The organism is Saccharibacillus brassicae, assembly GCF_006542275.1.
Lineage (GTDB): Bacteria > Bacillota > Bacilli > Paenibacillales > Paenibacillaceae > Saccharibacillus > Saccharibacillus brassicae.
In genome coordinates this window covers 260,869-277,698 of the sequence record NZ_CP041217.1, presented here as the reverse complement: position 1 = coordinate 277,698, position 16,830 = coordinate 260,869, and the positions used below count along the sequence as shown (strand labels likewise).

Annotated in this window: 16 protein-coding genes; 8 read left to right on the top strand and 8 right to left on the bottom strand. The window is 59.3% G+C overall.

Annotated elements, in window-relative coordinates; translation table 11 throughout:
- Positions 1 to 316: 316 nt before the first annotated feature.
- The gene (spo0A, locus tag FFV09_RS01185; RefSeq protein ID WP_141445980.1) at positions 317 to 1,123 is read left to right on the top strand and encodes a sporulation transcription factor Spo0A; all 807 of its coding nucleotides are present in this window, start codon (positions 317 to 319) and stop codon (positions 1,121 to 1,123) included.
- 404 nt (positions 1,124 to 1,527) lie between these two features.
- Positions 1,528 to 2,010 carry a hypothetical protein gene (locus tag FFV09_RS01180; protein ID WP_141445979.1) on the top strand — a complete coding sequence of 161 codons (483 nt, stop codon included), beginning with the start codon at positions 1,528 to 1,530 and terminating at the stop codon, positions 2,008 to 2,010.
- A gap of 174 nt (positions 2,011 to 2,184) precedes the next feature.
- Here FFV09_RS01180 and FFV09_RS01175 read toward each other — a convergent pair whose 3' ends face one another.
- Both FFV09_RS01175 and FFV09_RS01170 read right to left on the bottom strand, forming a co-directional pair.
- Complete coding sequence (locus FFV09_RS01175; RefSeq protein ID WP_141445978.1) at positions 2,185 to 2,748, bottom strand: glutathione peroxidase; 564 nt, start codon at positions 2,746 to 2,748, stop codon at positions 2,185 to 2,187.
- A gap of 169 nt (positions 2,749 to 2,917) precedes the next feature.
- Positions 2,918 to 3,907: a copper amine oxidase N-terminal domain-containing protein gene (locus tag FFV09_RS01170; protein ID WP_141445977.1), complete on the bottom strand. Its 990-nt coding sequence runs from the start codon at positions 3,905 to 3,907 to the stop codon at positions 2,918 to 2,920.
- 256 nt (positions 3,908 to 4,163) lie between these two features.
- On the opposite strand from FFV09_RS01170, the gene FFV09_RS01165 reads away from it, so the two are divergent.
- The 4 genes from FFV09_RS01165 to FFV09_RS01150 all read left to right on the top strand — a co-directional run bounded on the left by FFV09_RS01165 (position 4,164) and on the right by FFV09_RS01150 (position 7,114).
- Positions 4,164 to 4,412, top strand: a complete 249-nt coding sequence (locus FFV09_RS01165; RefSeq protein WP_141445976.1) for a hypothetical protein — start codon at positions 4,164 to 4,166, stop codon at positions 4,410 to 4,412.
- 92 nt (positions 4,413 to 4,504) lie between these two features.
- Positions 4,505 to 5,146 carry an SDR family oxidoreductase gene (locus tag FFV09_RS01160; protein ID WP_141445975.1) on the top strand — a complete coding sequence of 214 codons (642 nt, stop codon included), beginning with the start codon at positions 4,505 to 4,507 and terminating at the stop codon, positions 5,144 to 5,146.
- Positions 5,147 to 5,249: 103 nt separating this feature from the next.
- Positions 5,250 to 6,326, top strand: coding sequence for a GTP-binding protein (locus FFV09_RS01155; protein WP_141445974.1), 1,077 nt, complete (start codon positions 5,250 to 5,252; stop codon positions 6,324 to 6,326).
- Between the two features lie 173 nt (positions 6,327 to 6,499).
- The gene (locus FFV09_RS01150; RefSeq protein WP_141445973.1) at positions 6,500 to 7,114 is read left to right on the top strand and encodes a GNAT family N-acetyltransferase; all 615 of its coding nucleotides are present in this window, start codon (positions 6,500 to 6,502) and stop codon (positions 7,112 to 7,114) included.
- Between the two features lie 174 nt (positions 7,115 to 7,288).
- Here FFV09_RS01150 and FFV09_RS01145 read toward each other — a convergent pair whose 3' ends face one another.
- Positions 7,289 to 9,259, bottom strand: a complete 1,971-nt coding sequence (locus FFV09_RS01145; protein WP_141445972.1) for a copper amine oxidase N-terminal domain-containing protein — start codon at positions 9,257 to 9,259, stop codon at positions 7,289 to 7,291.
- Positions 9,260 to 9,600: 341 nt separating this feature from the next.
- On the opposite strand from FFV09_RS01145, the gene FFV09_RS01140 reads away from it, so the two are divergent.
- Together FFV09_RS01140 and FFV09_RS23615 are read left to right on the top strand one after the other, a co-directional pair.
- On the top strand, positions 9,601 to 10,521 hold the full coding sequence (locus tag FFV09_RS01140; RefSeq protein ID WP_141445971.1) for a hypothetical protein: 921 nt from the start codon (positions 9,601 to 9,603) through the stop codon (positions 10,519 to 10,521).
- Between the two features lie 176 nt (positions 10,522 to 10,697).
- Complete coding sequence (locus FFV09_RS23615) at positions 10,698 to 10,841, top strand: hypothetical protein (protein WP_170314893.1); 144 nt, start codon at positions 10,698 to 10,700, stop codon at positions 10,839 to 10,841.
- 192 nt (positions 10,842 to 11,033) lie between these two features.
- Here the strand turns inward: FFV09_RS23615 and FFV09_RS01135 are convergent, their stop codons facing one another.
- The 5 genes from FFV09_RS01135 to FFV09_RS01115 form a co-directional block, all read right to left on the bottom strand.
- Positions 11,034 to 12,620, bottom strand: coding sequence for a methyl-accepting chemotaxis protein (locus tag FFV09_RS01135; RefSeq protein ID WP_141445970.1), 1,587 nt, complete (start codon positions 12,618 to 12,620; stop codon positions 11,034 to 11,036).
- Between the two features lie 116 nt (positions 12,621 to 12,736).
- Complete coding sequence (locus tag FFV09_RS01130; RefSeq protein WP_141445969.1) at positions 12,737 to 13,879, bottom strand: DNA alkylation repair protein; 1,143 nt, start codon at positions 13,877 to 13,879, stop codon at positions 12,737 to 12,739.
- 107 nt (positions 13,880 to 13,986) lie between these two features.
- On the bottom strand, positions 13,987 to 14,568 hold the full coding sequence (gene cysC, locus FFV09_RS01125; RefSeq protein ID WP_342782079.1) for an adenylyl-sulfate kinase: 582 nt from the start codon (positions 14,566 to 14,568) through the stop codon (positions 13,987 to 13,989).
- The gene (locus FFV09_RS01120; RefSeq protein WP_141445968.1) at positions 14,565 to 15,455 is read right to left on the bottom strand and encodes an STM4011 family radical SAM protein; all 891 of its coding nucleotides are present in this window, start codon (positions 15,453 to 15,455) and stop codon (positions 14,565 to 14,567) included. Before FFV09_RS01120 ends, cysC begins: the two co-directional genes overlap by 4 nt.
- Positions 15,452 to 16,816, bottom strand: a complete 1,365-nt coding sequence (locus FFV09_RS01115) for an STM4012 family radical SAM protein (protein ID WP_141445967.1) — start codon at positions 16,814 to 16,816, stop codon at positions 15,452 to 15,454. Before FFV09_RS01115 ends, FFV09_RS01120 begins: the two co-directional genes overlap by 4 nt.
- Between the last annotated feature and the right edge of the window lie 14 nt (positions 16,817 to 16,830).

The following is a 16,830-nucleotide window of genomic DNA, read 5'->3' as shown; positions in this document are numbered from 1 at the left end:
TTGTCCCAAAACCGTATGCACGTCCGAAACCGCGGAGCCGCAAGTTCCGCGCTTCGGATCCTGCAAAAAAGCGTTCAGGAAAAGAGAGTCCCGAAATCGGATTCGTTCTTCAGCGCTAATTTACGGTTTTGGGATTTTTTGTTTTAATTTGGCGCGTAACCCGATATACTGGGAGAGAGCGAAAATTTGCTGCCGTAGCAGGATTCTTTCGAACGGTGTCGAATTTTTTACGTGAGATCTGTTTAAAAAGACAGAAACGGTTCTGTGAATTACAGAGGATTCGGCTTTGCGGCCGGATGAGAAGGAGGAACAGGTTTTGCCAAACATCGAAGTTATGCTTGCGGACGATAATCGGGATTTCGTTCACATGCTCCAGGAACACATTTCCTCGCAGGAAGACATGACGGTAACCGGAGTCGCTTTTAACGGAGAAGAAGTGCTGGGGCTGCTGCGCGGCGCCGAACGGGCGCCCGATATTTTGATCCTGGACATCATTATGCCGCACCTGGACGGACTCGGCGTGCTGGAGAAGCTGCAGGGCATGAACCTGAATCCGCGTCCCAAAGTGATCATGCTGACGGCGTTCGGACAAGAGAACATTACGCAGCGCGCGGTCGAGCTGGGTGCCGCGTACTACATCCTGAAGCCGTTCGATATCGAAGTGCTGGTGAACCGGGTTCGCCAGATGCTGAACATCCCGTCTTCGCCGATCGCCCAAGCTTCGCCGGCACCCGCGCCGAAGCCGAGCATCGGATCGCTGTCCAAAGGCAAGACGCTTGATGCGAGCATCACGTCGATTATTAACGAGATCGGCATTCCCGTGCACGTACGCGGCTACAAGTACCTGCGCGAAGCGATCACGATGGTCTACCATAACATCGAAATCCTCGGCTCGATCACGAAGACGCTGTACCCTTCGATCGCCGAGAAATATGCCACGACCCCGTCCCGCGTGGAACGCGCCATCCGCCACGCGATCGAATTGGCCTGGGCCCGCGGTTCCGTGCAGAACATCAGCGAATTGTTCGGCTACACCGTCAGCATCAACAAATCCAAGCCGACCAACAGCGAATTTATCGCGATGATCGCGGACAAGCTGCGGATCGAGCATAAGGTGAGCTGAGCAGCGAAGTTAAGCTAGGCTTGCGATTACGTATACCGTTGTTTATCGGGTTTGTACAAATCCGGTGAAGGACGGTATTTTTGTTGGCTGACCGTTCAGACACAGGAGCAGAGGCAAACCCAGACCCAGGCGATCATCGTACTCGTGCTGCCTTTGTTAGGACGTGCGAAATCGCACTTATTTGAGCCTAATTCGCAAGCGATTTGCAAATAACTGCGCAGTGACTCTTATTTTAGGTGAAAAAGGCGTTTTGGGTGCAGCAATCCGGAAATAGCTGCTCTCACGCATTTATTCGGATCAGAATGGGCAAATGGAGGAAAATAAGTGTCGTGACGACGTTATTTGAGATACAGAGGAGACTATATACGTAAATTTGCATGCAGACGCCAAAAGGAGTGGGAACTTTGAAAGACAAAGTAAAAGGATTGACTGTTGGCATTTTGATCGGGACCATGCTTACCGGCTCGGCGGCTTTTGCCGCAAATACGCAAACGATTCAAGTCGCCGTGAAAAATATGCCGCTCTATTTTAACCTCGTCAAAAAAGACAGTGCGAAAACGCTGACCTACGAAGGAACGACGTATGTACCCGTTCGCGCGGTAAGTGCTGCAATCGGACAGGAAGTCTCTTTGAAGGACGGCGGCCTGTATATCGGCAAGCAGCCCAAACAAACTTCGATCACCCGAGCCGAAGCCGTTAAAAAGGTGAAAGCGAAATATGGATTCTATCATCCGTCCATTTATGTGGAAGTCGAGTATATAGAAGGCGACAATTATGTCGTCCACGCGTACCAAGTCGTTATGGATGACGAAGAAACAGGTCATACCGCAACCTACGGATGGTATTACGTGAATAAAACGACGGGTAAAATTAGTTCCATGTTTTAAAACGAACGGCAGCTCTTACATAGCAAAACCATGCTCGATCGCCATAAGGAATTTCCGCTCCGGTTCAGGCCGAAAACAGCGCGCCAGATTCCTATTCAAACACCAAAAGAGGAAGCCTTCTACAGGGCTTCCTCTTGTGCATTCCTTTTACCAACGGTCCAACCAAGTCCAACCCTAGCTTTTAGCCGCGTTGAGCACTTTCTCGATGTCGTCTTCCATGTCGATCGGGTCGGTCGTGGCTTCGTAACGTTCGATGACGCGGCCTTCGGGGTCGATCAGGAACTTGGTGAAATTCCATTTGATCGAATCGCCGGGCATGTATTCGGGGTGGCGTTCGTTGATCAGCGGGAGGAGGATTTTGGCTACCGAATGGAACGGATTGAAGCCTTTGAACGGCTTGGTTCCGGCCAGGTAGGCGAACAGCGGGTGGGCATTTTCGTCCCGGACGTCGACTTTTTCGAACATCGGGAACGAGACGCCGTATTTCAACGTGCAGAACGTATGGATCTGATCGTTCGTGTTCAGTTCCTGATCGGCGAATTGACCGCACGGGAAGCCGAGAATGACGAAGTCGCGTTCTTTGTAGCGATCGTACAGCTTTTGCAGGTCTTCGAATTGGAACGTGAATCCGCATCCGCTGGCCGTATTGACGATCAGCACGGTTTTGCCGCGAAAAGAGTCCAGAGAAATTTGCTGTCCGCTGATAGAAGTGGCGGAGAAATCGTAAATGCTGCTCAAACGGAACGCCCCTTAGCTTGAAGTATTTTGTCGAAAAATGGCGAGATTGCTCTCCTACTATATCATCTCAAGCGCAAGAAGAAGAGAGGATTTTTATGAAAAAAGAGAAGTTTTTCTATATTTTTTCGACCCGGCCATGAGATGTGCTTTTACCATTCAAAGCGTGCTTTTACCATTCGGCGGCAGAGACAAACTTCGACTCGGCGGACGTCACGTCGTAAAAGTCGGCGTATTTTCCGGCAAAATCATACATTCCGACGAACAGCGTACGGATCAGCACGAAGCTTCCGTCGTCCAGCTCCAGCAGTTCTTCTTCGTTAACGCCGTCAGGACGCTGTTCCAGCACCGGAGCCAGCGTCACGTGTACGTACAGTGCCTCCAGGTCGAACTGCCGGGAGAGGTCCGTCGCAAGTTCTCCGGTCAGGTCGTAGAGGACGCTGCCGTCGGCTCGGGTCTCCGCGTACAGACTGCCGCTCGCTTCATAATTGTCCAGCAAAATCGAGACGTGATAGTCGCCTTCGTCGCCGAGCTGCACGTCATAATCGACTTCGTAACCGGTATCCGGGGTATAGAGCGTGTCGTAATGGGTAATCAGATAGTCATGGATCGATTGTTCCGACAATTCGGGCGACCTATTCGGATCGGTGTTTGCCGCTTCGGCTTTTGTCAGATCGATCTCTGCCGAATCGGAAGCTGCCGAACCGCTGTTAGCGCCCGCCGCTGCGTCTCCGGGAGAAGGCGGCAGCGGCGCGCTCGTGATCGAGATGCGGCTGCCCGCGAAGTCCACGCGCGCACCGGTGGCTTCGCCCACGAACCGCAGCGGAACGAAAATATTGCCGTTGATCGCGGCCGGGGCCTGCTGCATCCGCACGGCGCTGCCGTTGACGTAAGCGACGCGGCTGCCGACCGTAAGGATCATTTTCGTGCCGCCGCGGGTGGCGGTTACCTGCTGTTTCTGCCCGTTCCACTGGAACGAAGCGCCGAGGCTGCGGAAGATCGGGGCGAACTGTACCATCGTGACGCTGCTTTGCACGACCGGATTCGTCCGAAAAGCAACGGCTTTGCCGTCGACCGACACCTGCATGACCGACTCGGCCTGTACGGACGATATCGACAGACCGTAGGCCAGCGCCGCTATCCAAACCGTTCTTTTTTTCACGGGAAACCGTCCTCTCTATCGTAAATGGATGTTTTTTTCGTCAAGTAAATGTACAGTGTTGCGCATGAGGTTCCGACTCTGCATTCCGTTTAAGTATAAGCGAGGAACCGGGAGCTGCATAGGAAAAGAGGCGGGCCCGGCGTCTTCGTCGCTCACTTGGCGCGGCTCCGATTTGGTTTCCGGGCAGCGGTTTGAGATAATGGAGAAGCGAGCCGGTTACGGCATCGCCGCAAAGCCGAAAGGGAGAGACACCGACATGAGAACGATCCATATCCGAATTTTATACGACAACGGCATTGAAAAAGACTACGCGTTCGACTCAAGCGAGGAACTGACGCCCGCCGAGATGGAGATCGCGATCCGGGAATTGAAAGAAGCGTACGTCATTCCCGCTTTCCGGGGCGAGAACACGGAGAGCGTAGGCTGCCTCACGTTCGAGAGCGAAGGCCGGGACATCAGTATCAATCTGGCCAAAGTGGCGGAAGTTGCGTTCAGCATCCGTTAAGAAGCGAAGAAGCGAAGAAGTGGCGGCAAGCCATACCCATTTGACTCTATAGCCTATCCCCAAAAAAGAGCATATCCAAGGAGGAACACGACATGAACGTATTGGTAATCGGAGCGAACGGACAAATCGGAGGCCGACTGGTCAAGCTGCTGAAGCAGGAAGGCAAACATCAAGTCAAAGCGCTGGTGCGCAAGCCCGAGCAGGCGGAGGAACTTAAGGCTGCAGGCATCGAGCCGGTGCTGGGCAATCTGGAAGACCGGGTCGAGGCTTTGGCCGAAGCCATGCAAGGCTGCGACGCGATCGTATTCGCGGCGGGTTCGGGCGGTTCGACCGGCCTCGACAAGACGCTGCTGATCGATCTCGACGGCGCCGTCAAGACGATGGAAGCGGCGGAACAAGCGGGCGTCAAACGGTACGTGATCGTCAGCGCCATGCAGGCCCATAACCGCGAGAACTGGTCCGAAGAGATCAAGCCTTATTACGCGGCGAAACATTATGCGGACCGGATGCTGGAATCGACGGGACTGCAGTACACGATCGTGCGCCCGGGCGGGCTGACGAACGATCCGGGCACCGGACGCATATCGGCGGCTGAGAATCTGGAGCCGGGTTCGATTTCGCGCGACGACGTGGCGGCCGTGATCGCGGCGCTGCTGGAAGACCCGAACGCGTATCGGCGCGGCTTCGATCTCGTGGCCGGCGATACGCCGATTCACGAAGCGTTCGGCGGGTAACGGAAAGCGGCGGAACGTTCGTTTCAGCGGCGAAACTTTCCGGTTAACGTTATCGTATAAGCGAAAAAGGATTCGATTCGCAGACGGAAAGGGCGGTTGACAGATGAAGATGGGCGGAACGGGCAGTTATACCGAACACCAGAAAAACGAAATGAAGCGCCAGATTCGCGAAGCCGCCGACACGGCGTTCGATCAGGAGATGGCGGCGATCAACGCGCAGCTCAAGCAGCAGATCCTGATCGCGATGATCGGGGACGTCAATGCCGGCAAATCGTCGACGATCAACCGGATCGTGGGCGAAGAAGTGGCCGGCGTCGGCGCGGAGCCGGGCGAGACGACGGCGATTCATCCGCATCCGTACAAAGACAAAATCTTTTTTATCGATACGCCGGGCCTGAATGACGTCAATACGGAAAATTCGGCGACGACGCTGGATTATTTCCGCAAAACGGACGTGGTGCTCTTTTTCCTCAATGCGGCGGGCACGGTCTTCTCGGAGAGCGAGCAGCGTTCGTTCCGGATCGTGGAAAAAGCGAACCCGAACATTCTGATCGTGCTCAACAAGATCGATGCGGCGGACGAAGTGGATCGGCTGGTTGCGCGGGTACGCCATGAAACGGGGCATAAATACGATGTCATTCCGATCTCTTCGCGCACAGGCGAGAATATCGACAATCTGCGAGACGCCATCCTGGATTTGTTAAAAAAAAACAATAAGGACATTCTGTTCGCCCATACGATCAAAGCGAAGTCTTCGACCGCCAACAAATGGATCATCGGCGCGGCTACGTCGGCGGGAGCGATCGGGGCGGTGCCGCTGCCGGGCGCGGACATCGTGCCGATCACGGCGCTCCAGATCGGGCTGCTGACGCGTCTGGCGGCGCTGTACGAACGGCCGATCAGCCGCGAGGCGGCCAAAGAGATCGTCATCACGGCGATCGTCGGCAACCTCGGACGGACGCTGTTCGGGCAAATCGTCAAAATGTTCCCGGGTGCGGGGACGGTGGCGGCGGCCGGCGTTGCCAGTTCGGTAACGCTCGCGCTGGGGTATTCCGTCAAATACGCGTACGAGCGCGGCATCGACGTGACGCCCGATACGGTATCGAAGCTGTACCGCAATTTCCGCGACCGCAAAAACAAAGGCAAGAAGCTGCCGGGCGAAGGCGATACCGCCGAATAAACGGCGGCCGATCGCATTCGAACGGAGAAGAAAGCCCCGCGGCTGCGGGGCTTTTTCGCGGCCGTGGATCATCTCCCGCGTTGAAGCCCGGGCAGGCAGTAAGCTTTGGGATGAAGCTTTGGTATAATGAAGAAACGCGCAAGCGTGCGAACAAGCGAAACGGAGGAACAAGCATGCAGACCGAACGTTTGGAACTCAGACCTTTCACGCCGGAAGAAGCGGGGGAGCTGCTGGAACTTAGGCGATCCAATGAAAAGTTTCTGGAGCCGCTGGAGCCGATCCGCTCGGACGGTTATTTGACGCTGGCCGGACAGCAGACGGAGATCATGCAGAGCGAGCAGGGACGAACCCGCGATCAGGCTTACGTGTACGCGATCCGGCTGCGCGGCAGCGGACAGCTGCTCGGGCGCGCGGCGCTGACCGGCATCGTGCGCGGACCGTTCCAGAACGCGAATCTGGGCTATTTTCTCGACGAAAACCATAACGGGCAGGGCTATATGACGGAAGCGGTGCTGGCGGTGCTGGAACTTGCGTTCGTCAAGCACCGGCTGCACCGCGTCCAGGCCGGGGTCATGCCCCGGAACGCCAAGTCCCGGCGCGTGCTCGAAAAAGCCGGTTTCCGTCAGGAAGGCGTGGCCGAGCGTTACTTGAAGATCAACGGCGAGTGGGAAGACCATGTGCTGTTTGCGATCACGGTCGAAGAGTGGGAGCGGCGTCAAGCGTTGTCGCAGCAGACGCAGCCAAGTTCGGAACACCGTCCAAGCGCGGAAGATACGCGGACGCTGTAACGCGGACGGCTGAAGCGGCGGCGTAAACAACGGTGGCGCAAACAGCGGCGGAACCGGGAAAAGAAACCGGAAAAAAGACCGCAAAAAGACCGCAGCCACGACGAAAAAGGCGGACCGCCAGATGCGGACCGCCTTTTTCGCAGCTTGATGCCAAAATGCAGTAGAGAACCCGGCTTACAGCACGCCGAGCACGGTGCCTTTGACGAAAGCGACCGCCTGCCACGTGAGTCCGCCTCTCATATAGACCCACACTTCGATCGGCCCTTTCGGGCTGCTCTGCGTGGCGACTTCGGTCGGTTCGCCCCACGACAGCAGCACATGCTGCTTGTTCATGCCGCTGGACACGTAATGGCCGCGGATTTGATTCCATACTTTGCTGCTGCCGCCGTAACGGGCTTTCGGATCGAACGGGAAAAACTCGTTCGGATCGCCGAGCAGTTCCAGCACGCCCGAAGCGTACATCGAAGACGACGCGAACTGGCTGCCGGCGGCGTTTTTGAACACGATCGTGTACAGACGGCCGGAAGAACCTTCCTTCGTTTTGATATCGGCGACGGTCAGTTTGCTGAAGCGTACGCCGGCTCCGCTGTACGTATTGATCCAGTACGATTTGCCGAGCTGCTGGGCGAGACTGCCGAGCTGCTGCTTTTTTCTGAGCAGAGCCGTTTGCTTGGATTCGACCTGCAGCGAAGCCGGACCGAACGCGAGAATCGCCTGCTGCAGCTTGGCGTCCCATTGAACGGCGGCGCCCGGAACGATGGTCGGCAGGAAGCTGGCCGGGAAGACGGCCTGACCGTCGAGCGTCTGGACTTTGCCTTTGAGCGCTACGGCTTTGCCGTTGACGGAAGCGGTGGAGCTGCCGGTATTCAGTTGGATCTTCGTATCGCCGTATTGGATGTTCCAACTGCCGCCGGCGTTCGACACGGTCGCGCCGAGCGCGGTGAAGACGGAGCGGACAGGCAGATAGGAACTGCCGCCGATCAGGCCGGCTCCGGTGAGCGGAGTGTCCGATTTGACGATCAGCGTCGTTTTGGCGGAGATGCCGTTCGACGTGAACGTGACGGATGCGGCGCCGAGTCCGTTCGCTTTGAGACTGCCGTCTTTTTGCAGCGCGGCGATCTTCGGATCGGATACGTTCAATTCGCCGGCGGCGGGCAGGCGCTTGAGCTTCGTCCCGTCGGAAAATTTCTCTTCGACGGTGACCCGGACCGGATCGCCTTTGGCGGCCGAAGGGCGGGAGAGGGTCAAGACGGCCGATTGCAGCCGCGCCGGAGCCAGCGGCGTCCATTTGCCTTCGGCGTACAGCCCGGACTTTCCGCCGCTCAGGCGAACGAACAAGCCGCCTTCGGCTTTGCTCACGGATACGGCGCCTTTGACGGAAGGAATCGCTTCTTCGAAGCCGGCACTGCCGTATTCGTACTGCCACAGGCTGCCGTCCGACTTCGCGACGTACAGGTCGCTGCTCGTCTCGTGTTTGACCCAGGCGATCGAGACGGCGCCGGTCGTCAGCGTCTCGGGTTCGTCGCCGGTCTCGGCGTCGATCTTCGTCACCGTGCCGTCCGAACCGAGGGCCATCACATAGCCGCTGGACGACTGGATATCGGTCGTGCCCGGCAAATCGGCGAGCTTTTTAAGTTTGTTCGCCGCGTAGTCCGGGCGGTAACGCCAGATTTCCCCGCTGCCGGTCAGCAGCGCGAAGCCGGCCGAATGGGCGGAAATCTTGACGGCTTTGGGCAGACCTGCGCCGGCGTACCCGACCACTTCGCCGGATTTGGCCAGCATCACGTCTTCCGACACCTGGGCGATCGGCGGCAGTCCGCTCAGCCGCTCCGGGCCTTCGGTCACGCCGAAATTGCGCCACTGGTACACTTTGCCGTCCGCGGTCCAGGCGTACCGTTCGTCCGTCTGCGAATCCCGCGTCAAGCCGACGAAAGGCGAAGGCTCCTGCACTTTGCCGATCGTGCGTCCTTCGGCCCGAAGCGAGCCGTCGTCCAGCACGTAATTGCGCGCGTCCAGTCCGCTCGACATCGTCGGCTCTGTCGACTGCGCGTAAGCGCTCGTGCCCCACAGCTGCGGCGCCGGGAAGGCGGCTCCCAGCATAATGCCCGCGGCCAGCGCGGTTTTGATCATGAAGTTCCCGTTCATTTTACGTAAAGACCCCTTGTCTTTTTCAAGTAACGTTCCCGCGGTCGGCCGTTTTGTCGGCGCTGTCGGCGTCTGTCCGAACAGGGCCGGGGATGTTCCGCTGTACGTATTCGACGGCACGCGCCGACATTCCTTTTTTACCCAGTTATAAAAAAAGCGGGCAGGGCGGGGCCAACAAAACGGCAGCAGGTTGAAACGGCGACCTCGAACCCGGTAAAATGAAAGGGATGTCCGACCTATAAGAACGTTAAGCAGCCAAAAGAACACACGATGAAAACGAACAGGGAACCTTCTGCCCGACGATCGAAGCGGAGCGGAAGGTACGGAAGGAGACAGGTCCGATGACGCAGGATGAAAAGCGTTCCGGCCGGGAAGCCGATATGGCCGAAACGACGGTCGGCGGACCCGAAGACTGGCGGCCGGCCTCGCTGAGGCAGGCGCCCGAGCATGCCGGCTCTGTCCGCGACGAGACGCTCGGCTACATGCACGAGCTGATCGCGATCGCGCGCGACTACGCCGAACCGGAAGAAGATTTTTATGCCGGCGCGCTGCTGAAGCGTATTGCCAATTCGCTGTCGGCGGCCGTGCTGCTGCGCGAAGGCGGCTTGGTCGTCGAAGCGCCGGTGCAGATCCGGGTGGCGTTCGAGCATTCGGCCCGATTGTTTCAATATTTGGCGGCTCCCGAAACGATCGATCCCGACGCCGCCCAGGAAGTCATGGGCAGCAATCTGGGCGTCATGAAATACGCGTACGAACAAATTTCGTTCGAGTTGACCGACGTGTACGGATTTTTGAACATTTTCACGCATCCGGACCGGGCTTCGCTCGAATGGACGAGCCGGGTCAGCTCGGATTCGGTCGATCTGGCGGACATGCTGGCGCTGTACGGGGTCGGAGGCATCTTCCTGATCTTGTCCCACACATTCCCCGAGGACGAGCGGCTGGGCGAAGAACGGATGCAGCAGCAGGCGGAGCGTATCGCTTCGCGCATTCTGGGCGTGCTGTCGGACTTCGACATGCTGAAGAACACCGGCGATCCGCATCGCCTGCTGGAGACGTTCCTGCAGGAAAACGGACGGGTATTCGGCAAAGACAAATATAACGAGCATCTTAAAAAGTTCATGCTGTTCGCTTCCGAACATCCCGAGAACACGATGGAGCTGTATCTGAAACGGGAAATGGAACTCGAACAGCGGCGGCTCAAACGCAGCGAAGCGAAGCAAAAAGACAAACGGAACCGGCCCAAACGAAAAAAGAAATAAAGGGATATTATGGAATTCGTCTTCGCAGCCGATAAAGAAAAAGGCGGTCGCTCCCGAGCTTCGAGAAACGTATCCGGAAGCCGCTGCCCCCGAATCCGAACATAGATTCAACGTTTGGAAAACGGTGTAATGAATACTTGGATACGTCATATCAGAAAGAAGTAAGGTGAGGAAGAATGATGCCAAACAATCAGATGAGTCCGCAGTTTTCCGACGTGCTGGAAGAAGTCAATTTCATCCTGTACGGGTCCACGTCCGGCAAGCCTGAACCGCAGAGCGAAGCCGAACGGGAAGAACGCGCGGAAGCCTCGACGCGATAAATCGCTATCGCCTTCGGGCCGAATTTCATACATGCCAACGCACACAAAAGCGCCTCCGATAGCCGGAGGCGCTTTTGTGTGTGTACAGATAGTATCAGCGTCGGTGAAGCATCCGGATCAAGGTTGATCCAGATGCGGCGGAAGCGTTGACACAGCCCGATGCGAACTCAATCGAAGCTTATCCCTACTTCCTTAAATCGCGGAACGCGGGGCCGGCAGATCGTCGCCGACAGGGCGCGCAGGCTGCCCGAGCGACAGGTCCATGCCCACGACGCCGATCCGCTCGCCCCGGTCATCGAGAATGGCGGCGGACATCGTCAGGCACGGGCGCTTCGTAATCGCCGATACATAGACCGGCGAGACGTAGACTTCGCCGCGCATCGCGTGCTGCCACCATTCGCGGCTCTTCGCGTTGAGCAGCCCGGCCTGCGGCTTGGAGAAGATGAACGAGCCGTCCGCCCGGTTCGACCAGACCGCTTCGATCGACGGGGTCTGCGCCATACAGCCGGAGAGCAGCGCTGCGTGCGGGCTTTCTTCCGCAGGCAGCGAAGCGGCTTGGCGCGCGGCCGTCTCAAGCACGCGGCGCACCTGTTCCACATCGGCGCCGCCGGACTTGTCGTCGTGCTCGATCCGGAATGCTCCGACGATGTCGGACAGTTCGGCCGAAGCTTCATTCATCTCGGAGCCGATCCGCGCCAGCTTGACGATCTGGCTGCGCTGCTGCCCGACATGCGAGAACAGCTGCTCCATAGACTGCGTCGTCTGGCCGGTCAGCCCGGCCGCTTCGCCCAGCGCTTCCACGCCGCGCGCCATCCGTTCGCGCTGGATGCCGCTCAAGCGGTCGGTCTCGCGCGCCGATTGGAGCACGCCGCCGAGGCTGACGTTCAGCCGCTCCATCTGAAGCTGCATCTGCCGCATCTCGCCGCTGCCGGCTTCGACCGCCCGGCGGCTCGTCTCCATCGCTTCGGTCGCATGGTTCACGCCGGCCACGATCGAACCGAGCGTCGAGGCGGACCGCCCGACGGCTTCGCCGCTCTGCGCGGCCAGCTTGCGGATCTCCTGGGCGACTACGGCGAAGCCCCGGCCTTCCTCGCCGGCGCGTGCCGCTTCGATTGAAGCGTTCAGCGCAAGCAGGGACGTCTGTTCGACGACGCCCCGGATAAAGACGTTGATCTGTTCGATATCCGCCATATGCCCGGTCAACTCGCCGATCCGTTCGCCGATCGTGCCGCTCTGCTGCCGGATATCGTCCATCGCCCGGTCCGCGGAGAGCAGCGCGCCGGACAATTCGCCTGCCGCCGAACCGGCGCGGAGGCTATCTTGCGCCATCGCGGCCGCGCTCTCGGCCATCCGCTCCGACGTGCGGGCGGCTTCTTCCAGCAGTGCCGCCGCTTCCGACGTCCGCGCCGCGGCTTCGGTGCTGCGCGTGCCGAGCTCGCGCTCGGCGCGTTCGGAATGTTCGGTCACGGACGTCAGCGTATCGACCGACGTGCGCACTTCTTCCACGACGGCCAGCAGCCGATCCGAGACGACCTGCGATTCGAACAAGACGTTTTGCAGTTTGCCGGATTCGTCGCCAGACGACAGCGAAGCGGCAGGTCTTGCGAGCTTGCGCTTGTCCCGAAGCGACAGAAACAGCAGGAAGCCGATCGAGAGCAAGGCTGCGACAAGCAGTATCGTCTGCACAGCGCCGCGCGGAGAAAACGCCCAGAGTGCAGCCGCAGCCGCAGCTCCGGGCAGGGAACTTAAAATCATTGGAATCCGGTTGATTTGCATCATCAGCACGCCCTTCTCGCCCAAAAGATATGTGATATTTGTTCACATTATACGAGAAGGAACGATAGTTAACAACCATTTTTGTGCGAAAAACATGAAAAATACGGATATTGAATAGATCAAACGTTCAAAATATTCGTTGAATCGTGCGAAGCCGGCAGGAGTGTCAGAGAATCTTCCGCGTATTCGATGCCGTTGACCAGCAGCACAATACGATGCAGACCCGGATAATGGCGCCGCGTCGTCAGATCGGCGAAGCGTTGGGTTTTAACGAACGCGAAGCGTTCGCCGCTTTGCAGCGTCCGGTCGCTCAGCAGAAATAATTTGCGCGACGTACGGCCGGACGCTTTGACGTAATCGATGCCGTATTCGAGCCGCACGCGAAGCGGTGCGCCTGCGCGCGCCCGAAGCTCGACCCGCAGTTCGGCCGACTCGCCGATCCGGATCGAACCGGGAGAGACGGCGAGGGAAGCGGCCGACAGAAGCGGCGCCTGCTCCGGCGAGGCCGCCGCGGCGTAGCCGAACAGTTGAAGCACGCCCGGATCGGCGGCGCGCAGCAGCCCGCGGCAGCCCCGGCGGACGATCCAATCGGTCAGCGGATCACGGCCGTACCAGCGCAGCGCGGTTTCTTTGACCGCTTCGGGATGGTCTTTGGCAATATCGTTGAGATTGTTGGCGACGCTTTTGCGGACGTAGAGAGACGGATCGGCCCGGAGCCTCTCCAGCAGTTCCAGCACGGGCGCCGGATCGCGCTTGAATATCGGCAGCGCTTGTCCCCACGGCAGACGGGGGCGGCAGCCTTCGCTCGCCAGGCGGCGCACATGCTCATTGTCGCTGCTTGCCCACACATGCATGCGCCGCATCGTCCGTTCCGGCTCCCGCAGCAGAAACGGACGGATCGCAAACTCGGACGAAGAACCGGACGTGAACCGTTCCAGCGCGTTCAGCGCAAGTTCGTAATCGGCGTCCGCGCTGCCGTACACTTCAACGAAATCGGGCAAAAACAAATACGGAAAGCCTGTGCATGCTTCGTCGACGCGGTACAAAACGTCCAGCGCCGCGGCAAAAGGCTGAGGCAGCGCAAGGCCCAGTTGTTCCGAGATGCGCCGCATCCGGGCTTTCAATTCCAGTTCGTCCCAGCCGCGGGCCAGCACGGCGTCGACGAACCGACGTTCGTCGAAAGGGGGATACGCCGTTTGCAGTCGGGCGGCGAATTGGCGCAAAAAAGATTCGGTATAGATCAATTTGAGCGGTTCGGGCATGGCAAGTTCCTCCTGGGGCACGCCTGAGGCGGCCATGAATGAGTAGATAAGGGCACAGATTCTCTTTTGTAAAATAACACGAAAAACCGGACAGCAGCCTGTCCGGTTCAATCGAATAACGCAAGCAGCCGCTGCACGTTCTGTTCCAGCGTATAGAGATCCGTCCGCAGCGTCAGTTCGGGATTTGCCGGCGGCTCGTACGGATCGGACACGCCGGTGAACGCTGCGATCTCGCCGCGACGGGCCAGCGCGTACAGCCCTTTCACGTCCCGCCGTTCGCACTCGGCCAGCGGGCAGTCCACATACACTTCCGTAAAAAGCGGCAGCGTGCTCCGCGCATACTGCCGCATCTCCGCGTACGGGCTGATCAGCGACACGATCGCGGTCACGCCGTGCTTGCCCAGCAGGCCGGCCACGTACACGGCCCGCCGTACATTCTCCATCCGGTCTTCGCGGCTGAAGCCGAGACCGCCGCCGATCTGTCTGCGCAGCTCGTCGCCGTCGAGCACTTCGGCCGGAACGTTCCGGCTGCGCAGCGCTTCGGCCAGCGCCAAAGCTGTCGTCGTTTTGCCCGAGCTGGGCAGGCCGGTGAGCCAGATCGTGCGTGCCGCTCCGGAAGAGGTCATAGACAAGCTTTCGCCGGCAGCGGCAGGCGCCGCAGCATGACGCTGAAGTTTCTGCTCCGTCATCGTACACCTCCGTATCCGGCAAACGCCCGGCGTTCCGGCAGGCTGCGCCGTTCCAGCAGGCCGTCTCCGTACGCACTTTCCAGTTCAAGCTCCGGCATATGGACATAGCCGATATAACAGCCGCACGTCTTCATGCCGCAGGGCCGGGTTCGCGACAATCTGTCCAGGCCGTCGCGGTACAGATGCCCGATCACGCGGCGGTCGCTGTAGCAGCGCTTGACGAGGCCGGCGCCCTGCACGAAGAAGACCGATTCGCCGGTTCGGCACGCTCGGCCGAGACTGTCGTAATCCGGCAGATTGAGTTCGAACAGCGGATCGACGTCTCGCATCCGCTCGATGTCGCGGTCGGCGTAGTAGTCTTTGCGGTCTTTGAACGCGTTGACCCACAGGTAGACGTCTTCGGGCAGCGCGCGGCGAAGCGACTCGATGCGGTCGAAAGCGCTGCGCACGCCGACGCTGCCGACGCTGAACTTGACGCCCCGGCGATGCAGGTCGAAGCAGCGGGCGAGAAACCGTTCTTCGCTCGTCTCGCCGGGATGATACGTAGTCCAGAATGCGGCCGTGTCGCGGTTCAGCTCTTCCGTCCAGTCGAGAGAGGCGGACAGGTTCGTCTGAATGGCGACCTTCTCGACGTGCGGCATGCGGGACAACTGCACCATCGCTTCGCGGTACCAGCGGTGGATCAACCCTTCGCCGTAAGGATTGAAGAAGACGGACAGACGGTGGCCGAGCCGTTCCTGGTCGGCGATCCATGCCGTGAAGCGCCGGACTTGAAGGCGGTCCCGGGCAAGCGTCTCGGCGCTGTCCGTGTTTTTGCTGAACGGGCAGTACGGACAGGAATAGTTGCAGGACGACAGCGAGCCGCGAAAATACAAAGTCGCTCTCATGGCAGCACGAACCCGGCCATTCGCCGGCGAACCGGCTCCGAGATCAGCCAGTCGCCGATCGCGTCGGAATAGCCGAGACCTTCCCGGCCCATACGCAGGACGCCGGCTTCGATCTTGGCGAGCCCGGACTGCGTCAGCAGATTCAGATGCGGCAGGTCTTCGAACGCGGATGTGCCGAACCGCTCCCCGTAGGCGGCGAGGTCCAGCCCTTCGCGGTGCAGCAGCCCTTTGAGCGCGAAGCGCCGGCGGCGTTCGTCCGCGTCCAGCTCGAAGCCGTAATCGGCGTGGTCATGCCGCTCCGCGGCGACGTAATCGGCGATGATGCTCGACGTCGCCTGCCGGCTCACGCCGTAGCGCGAGGCGTAGTGCACGCTGCGCGTGTACGAACGGGCGCCGCAGCCAAGGCCCATCATGCCTTCTTCCTGGCAGCCGTAGTCCAGCAGACTTTTGGACGGATCATGGCCGACCGTACCTTTGCGCGCGAAGCGGCGCATGGAGAACTGCTCGTAGCCGCGTTGTTCCAGCCGTTCGCAGGCCGCCGTATACAACTCCATGCGCGGGTCTGCCGGACCGGACGCCGGCATGTCTTCCGGCTTGAGGATCGTATGCTCGCGCGTGTAGAGCGGATAGATAAAAATTTCGCCCGGTTCGTACGCCAGCGCCTGATCGAGCGAATACAGCCAGGTCTCCCGGGTCTGTCCGGGCAGGCCGTAGATCAGGTCTAGATTGAGCAGCGGAAAATCGAACTGTCCGAGCACGTCCAGCGCCCGCCGCACTTCGTCGGGCTTTTGCGGCCGGTAGATGGCGGCGGCTTCCGCTTCGATAAAGCTCTGGATACCCATGCTGACTCGGTCGACGCCGCGCTCTTTGAGCACGCCGAGGCGCTGGGCATCGATCGTCTCCGGCGACGTCTCTACCGAGATCGACGCTTCCGCCGGGTTGAGGCCCATGATGTTCTCGGCGATATCGAACAGCCGCGTCAGCTGGTCGGCGCGCAGCAGGGTGGGCGTGCCGCCGCCGATCGCGAAGCGGGCGAACGGCCGGGAAGCGAAGCCCGCCCACTGCCGCGCCTGGCGTTCGAGCGCGTCGACATAGCGCTTATGTACGTCCTCGCGCTTGTCGGGCAGCGTGAACAGATTGCAGAAGCCGCAGCGGGCTCCGCAAAACGGGATATGCATATAGAGGAAAAAATGGTCCGTCGGTTCGTCCTGCCAAAGTTCGGACAGCGGCTTCGGCCGGTCGAACGGACGATAAGCGGTTTTGTGCGGATACGAATACAGGTACGAGCGATACGGAGCGGCGGCCAGTTCCCGCGTCCAGGCTTGGACGCGCTCGGCATTGTAAAAGTCCGTGTCGGTCATGGCGAATCCCCTCC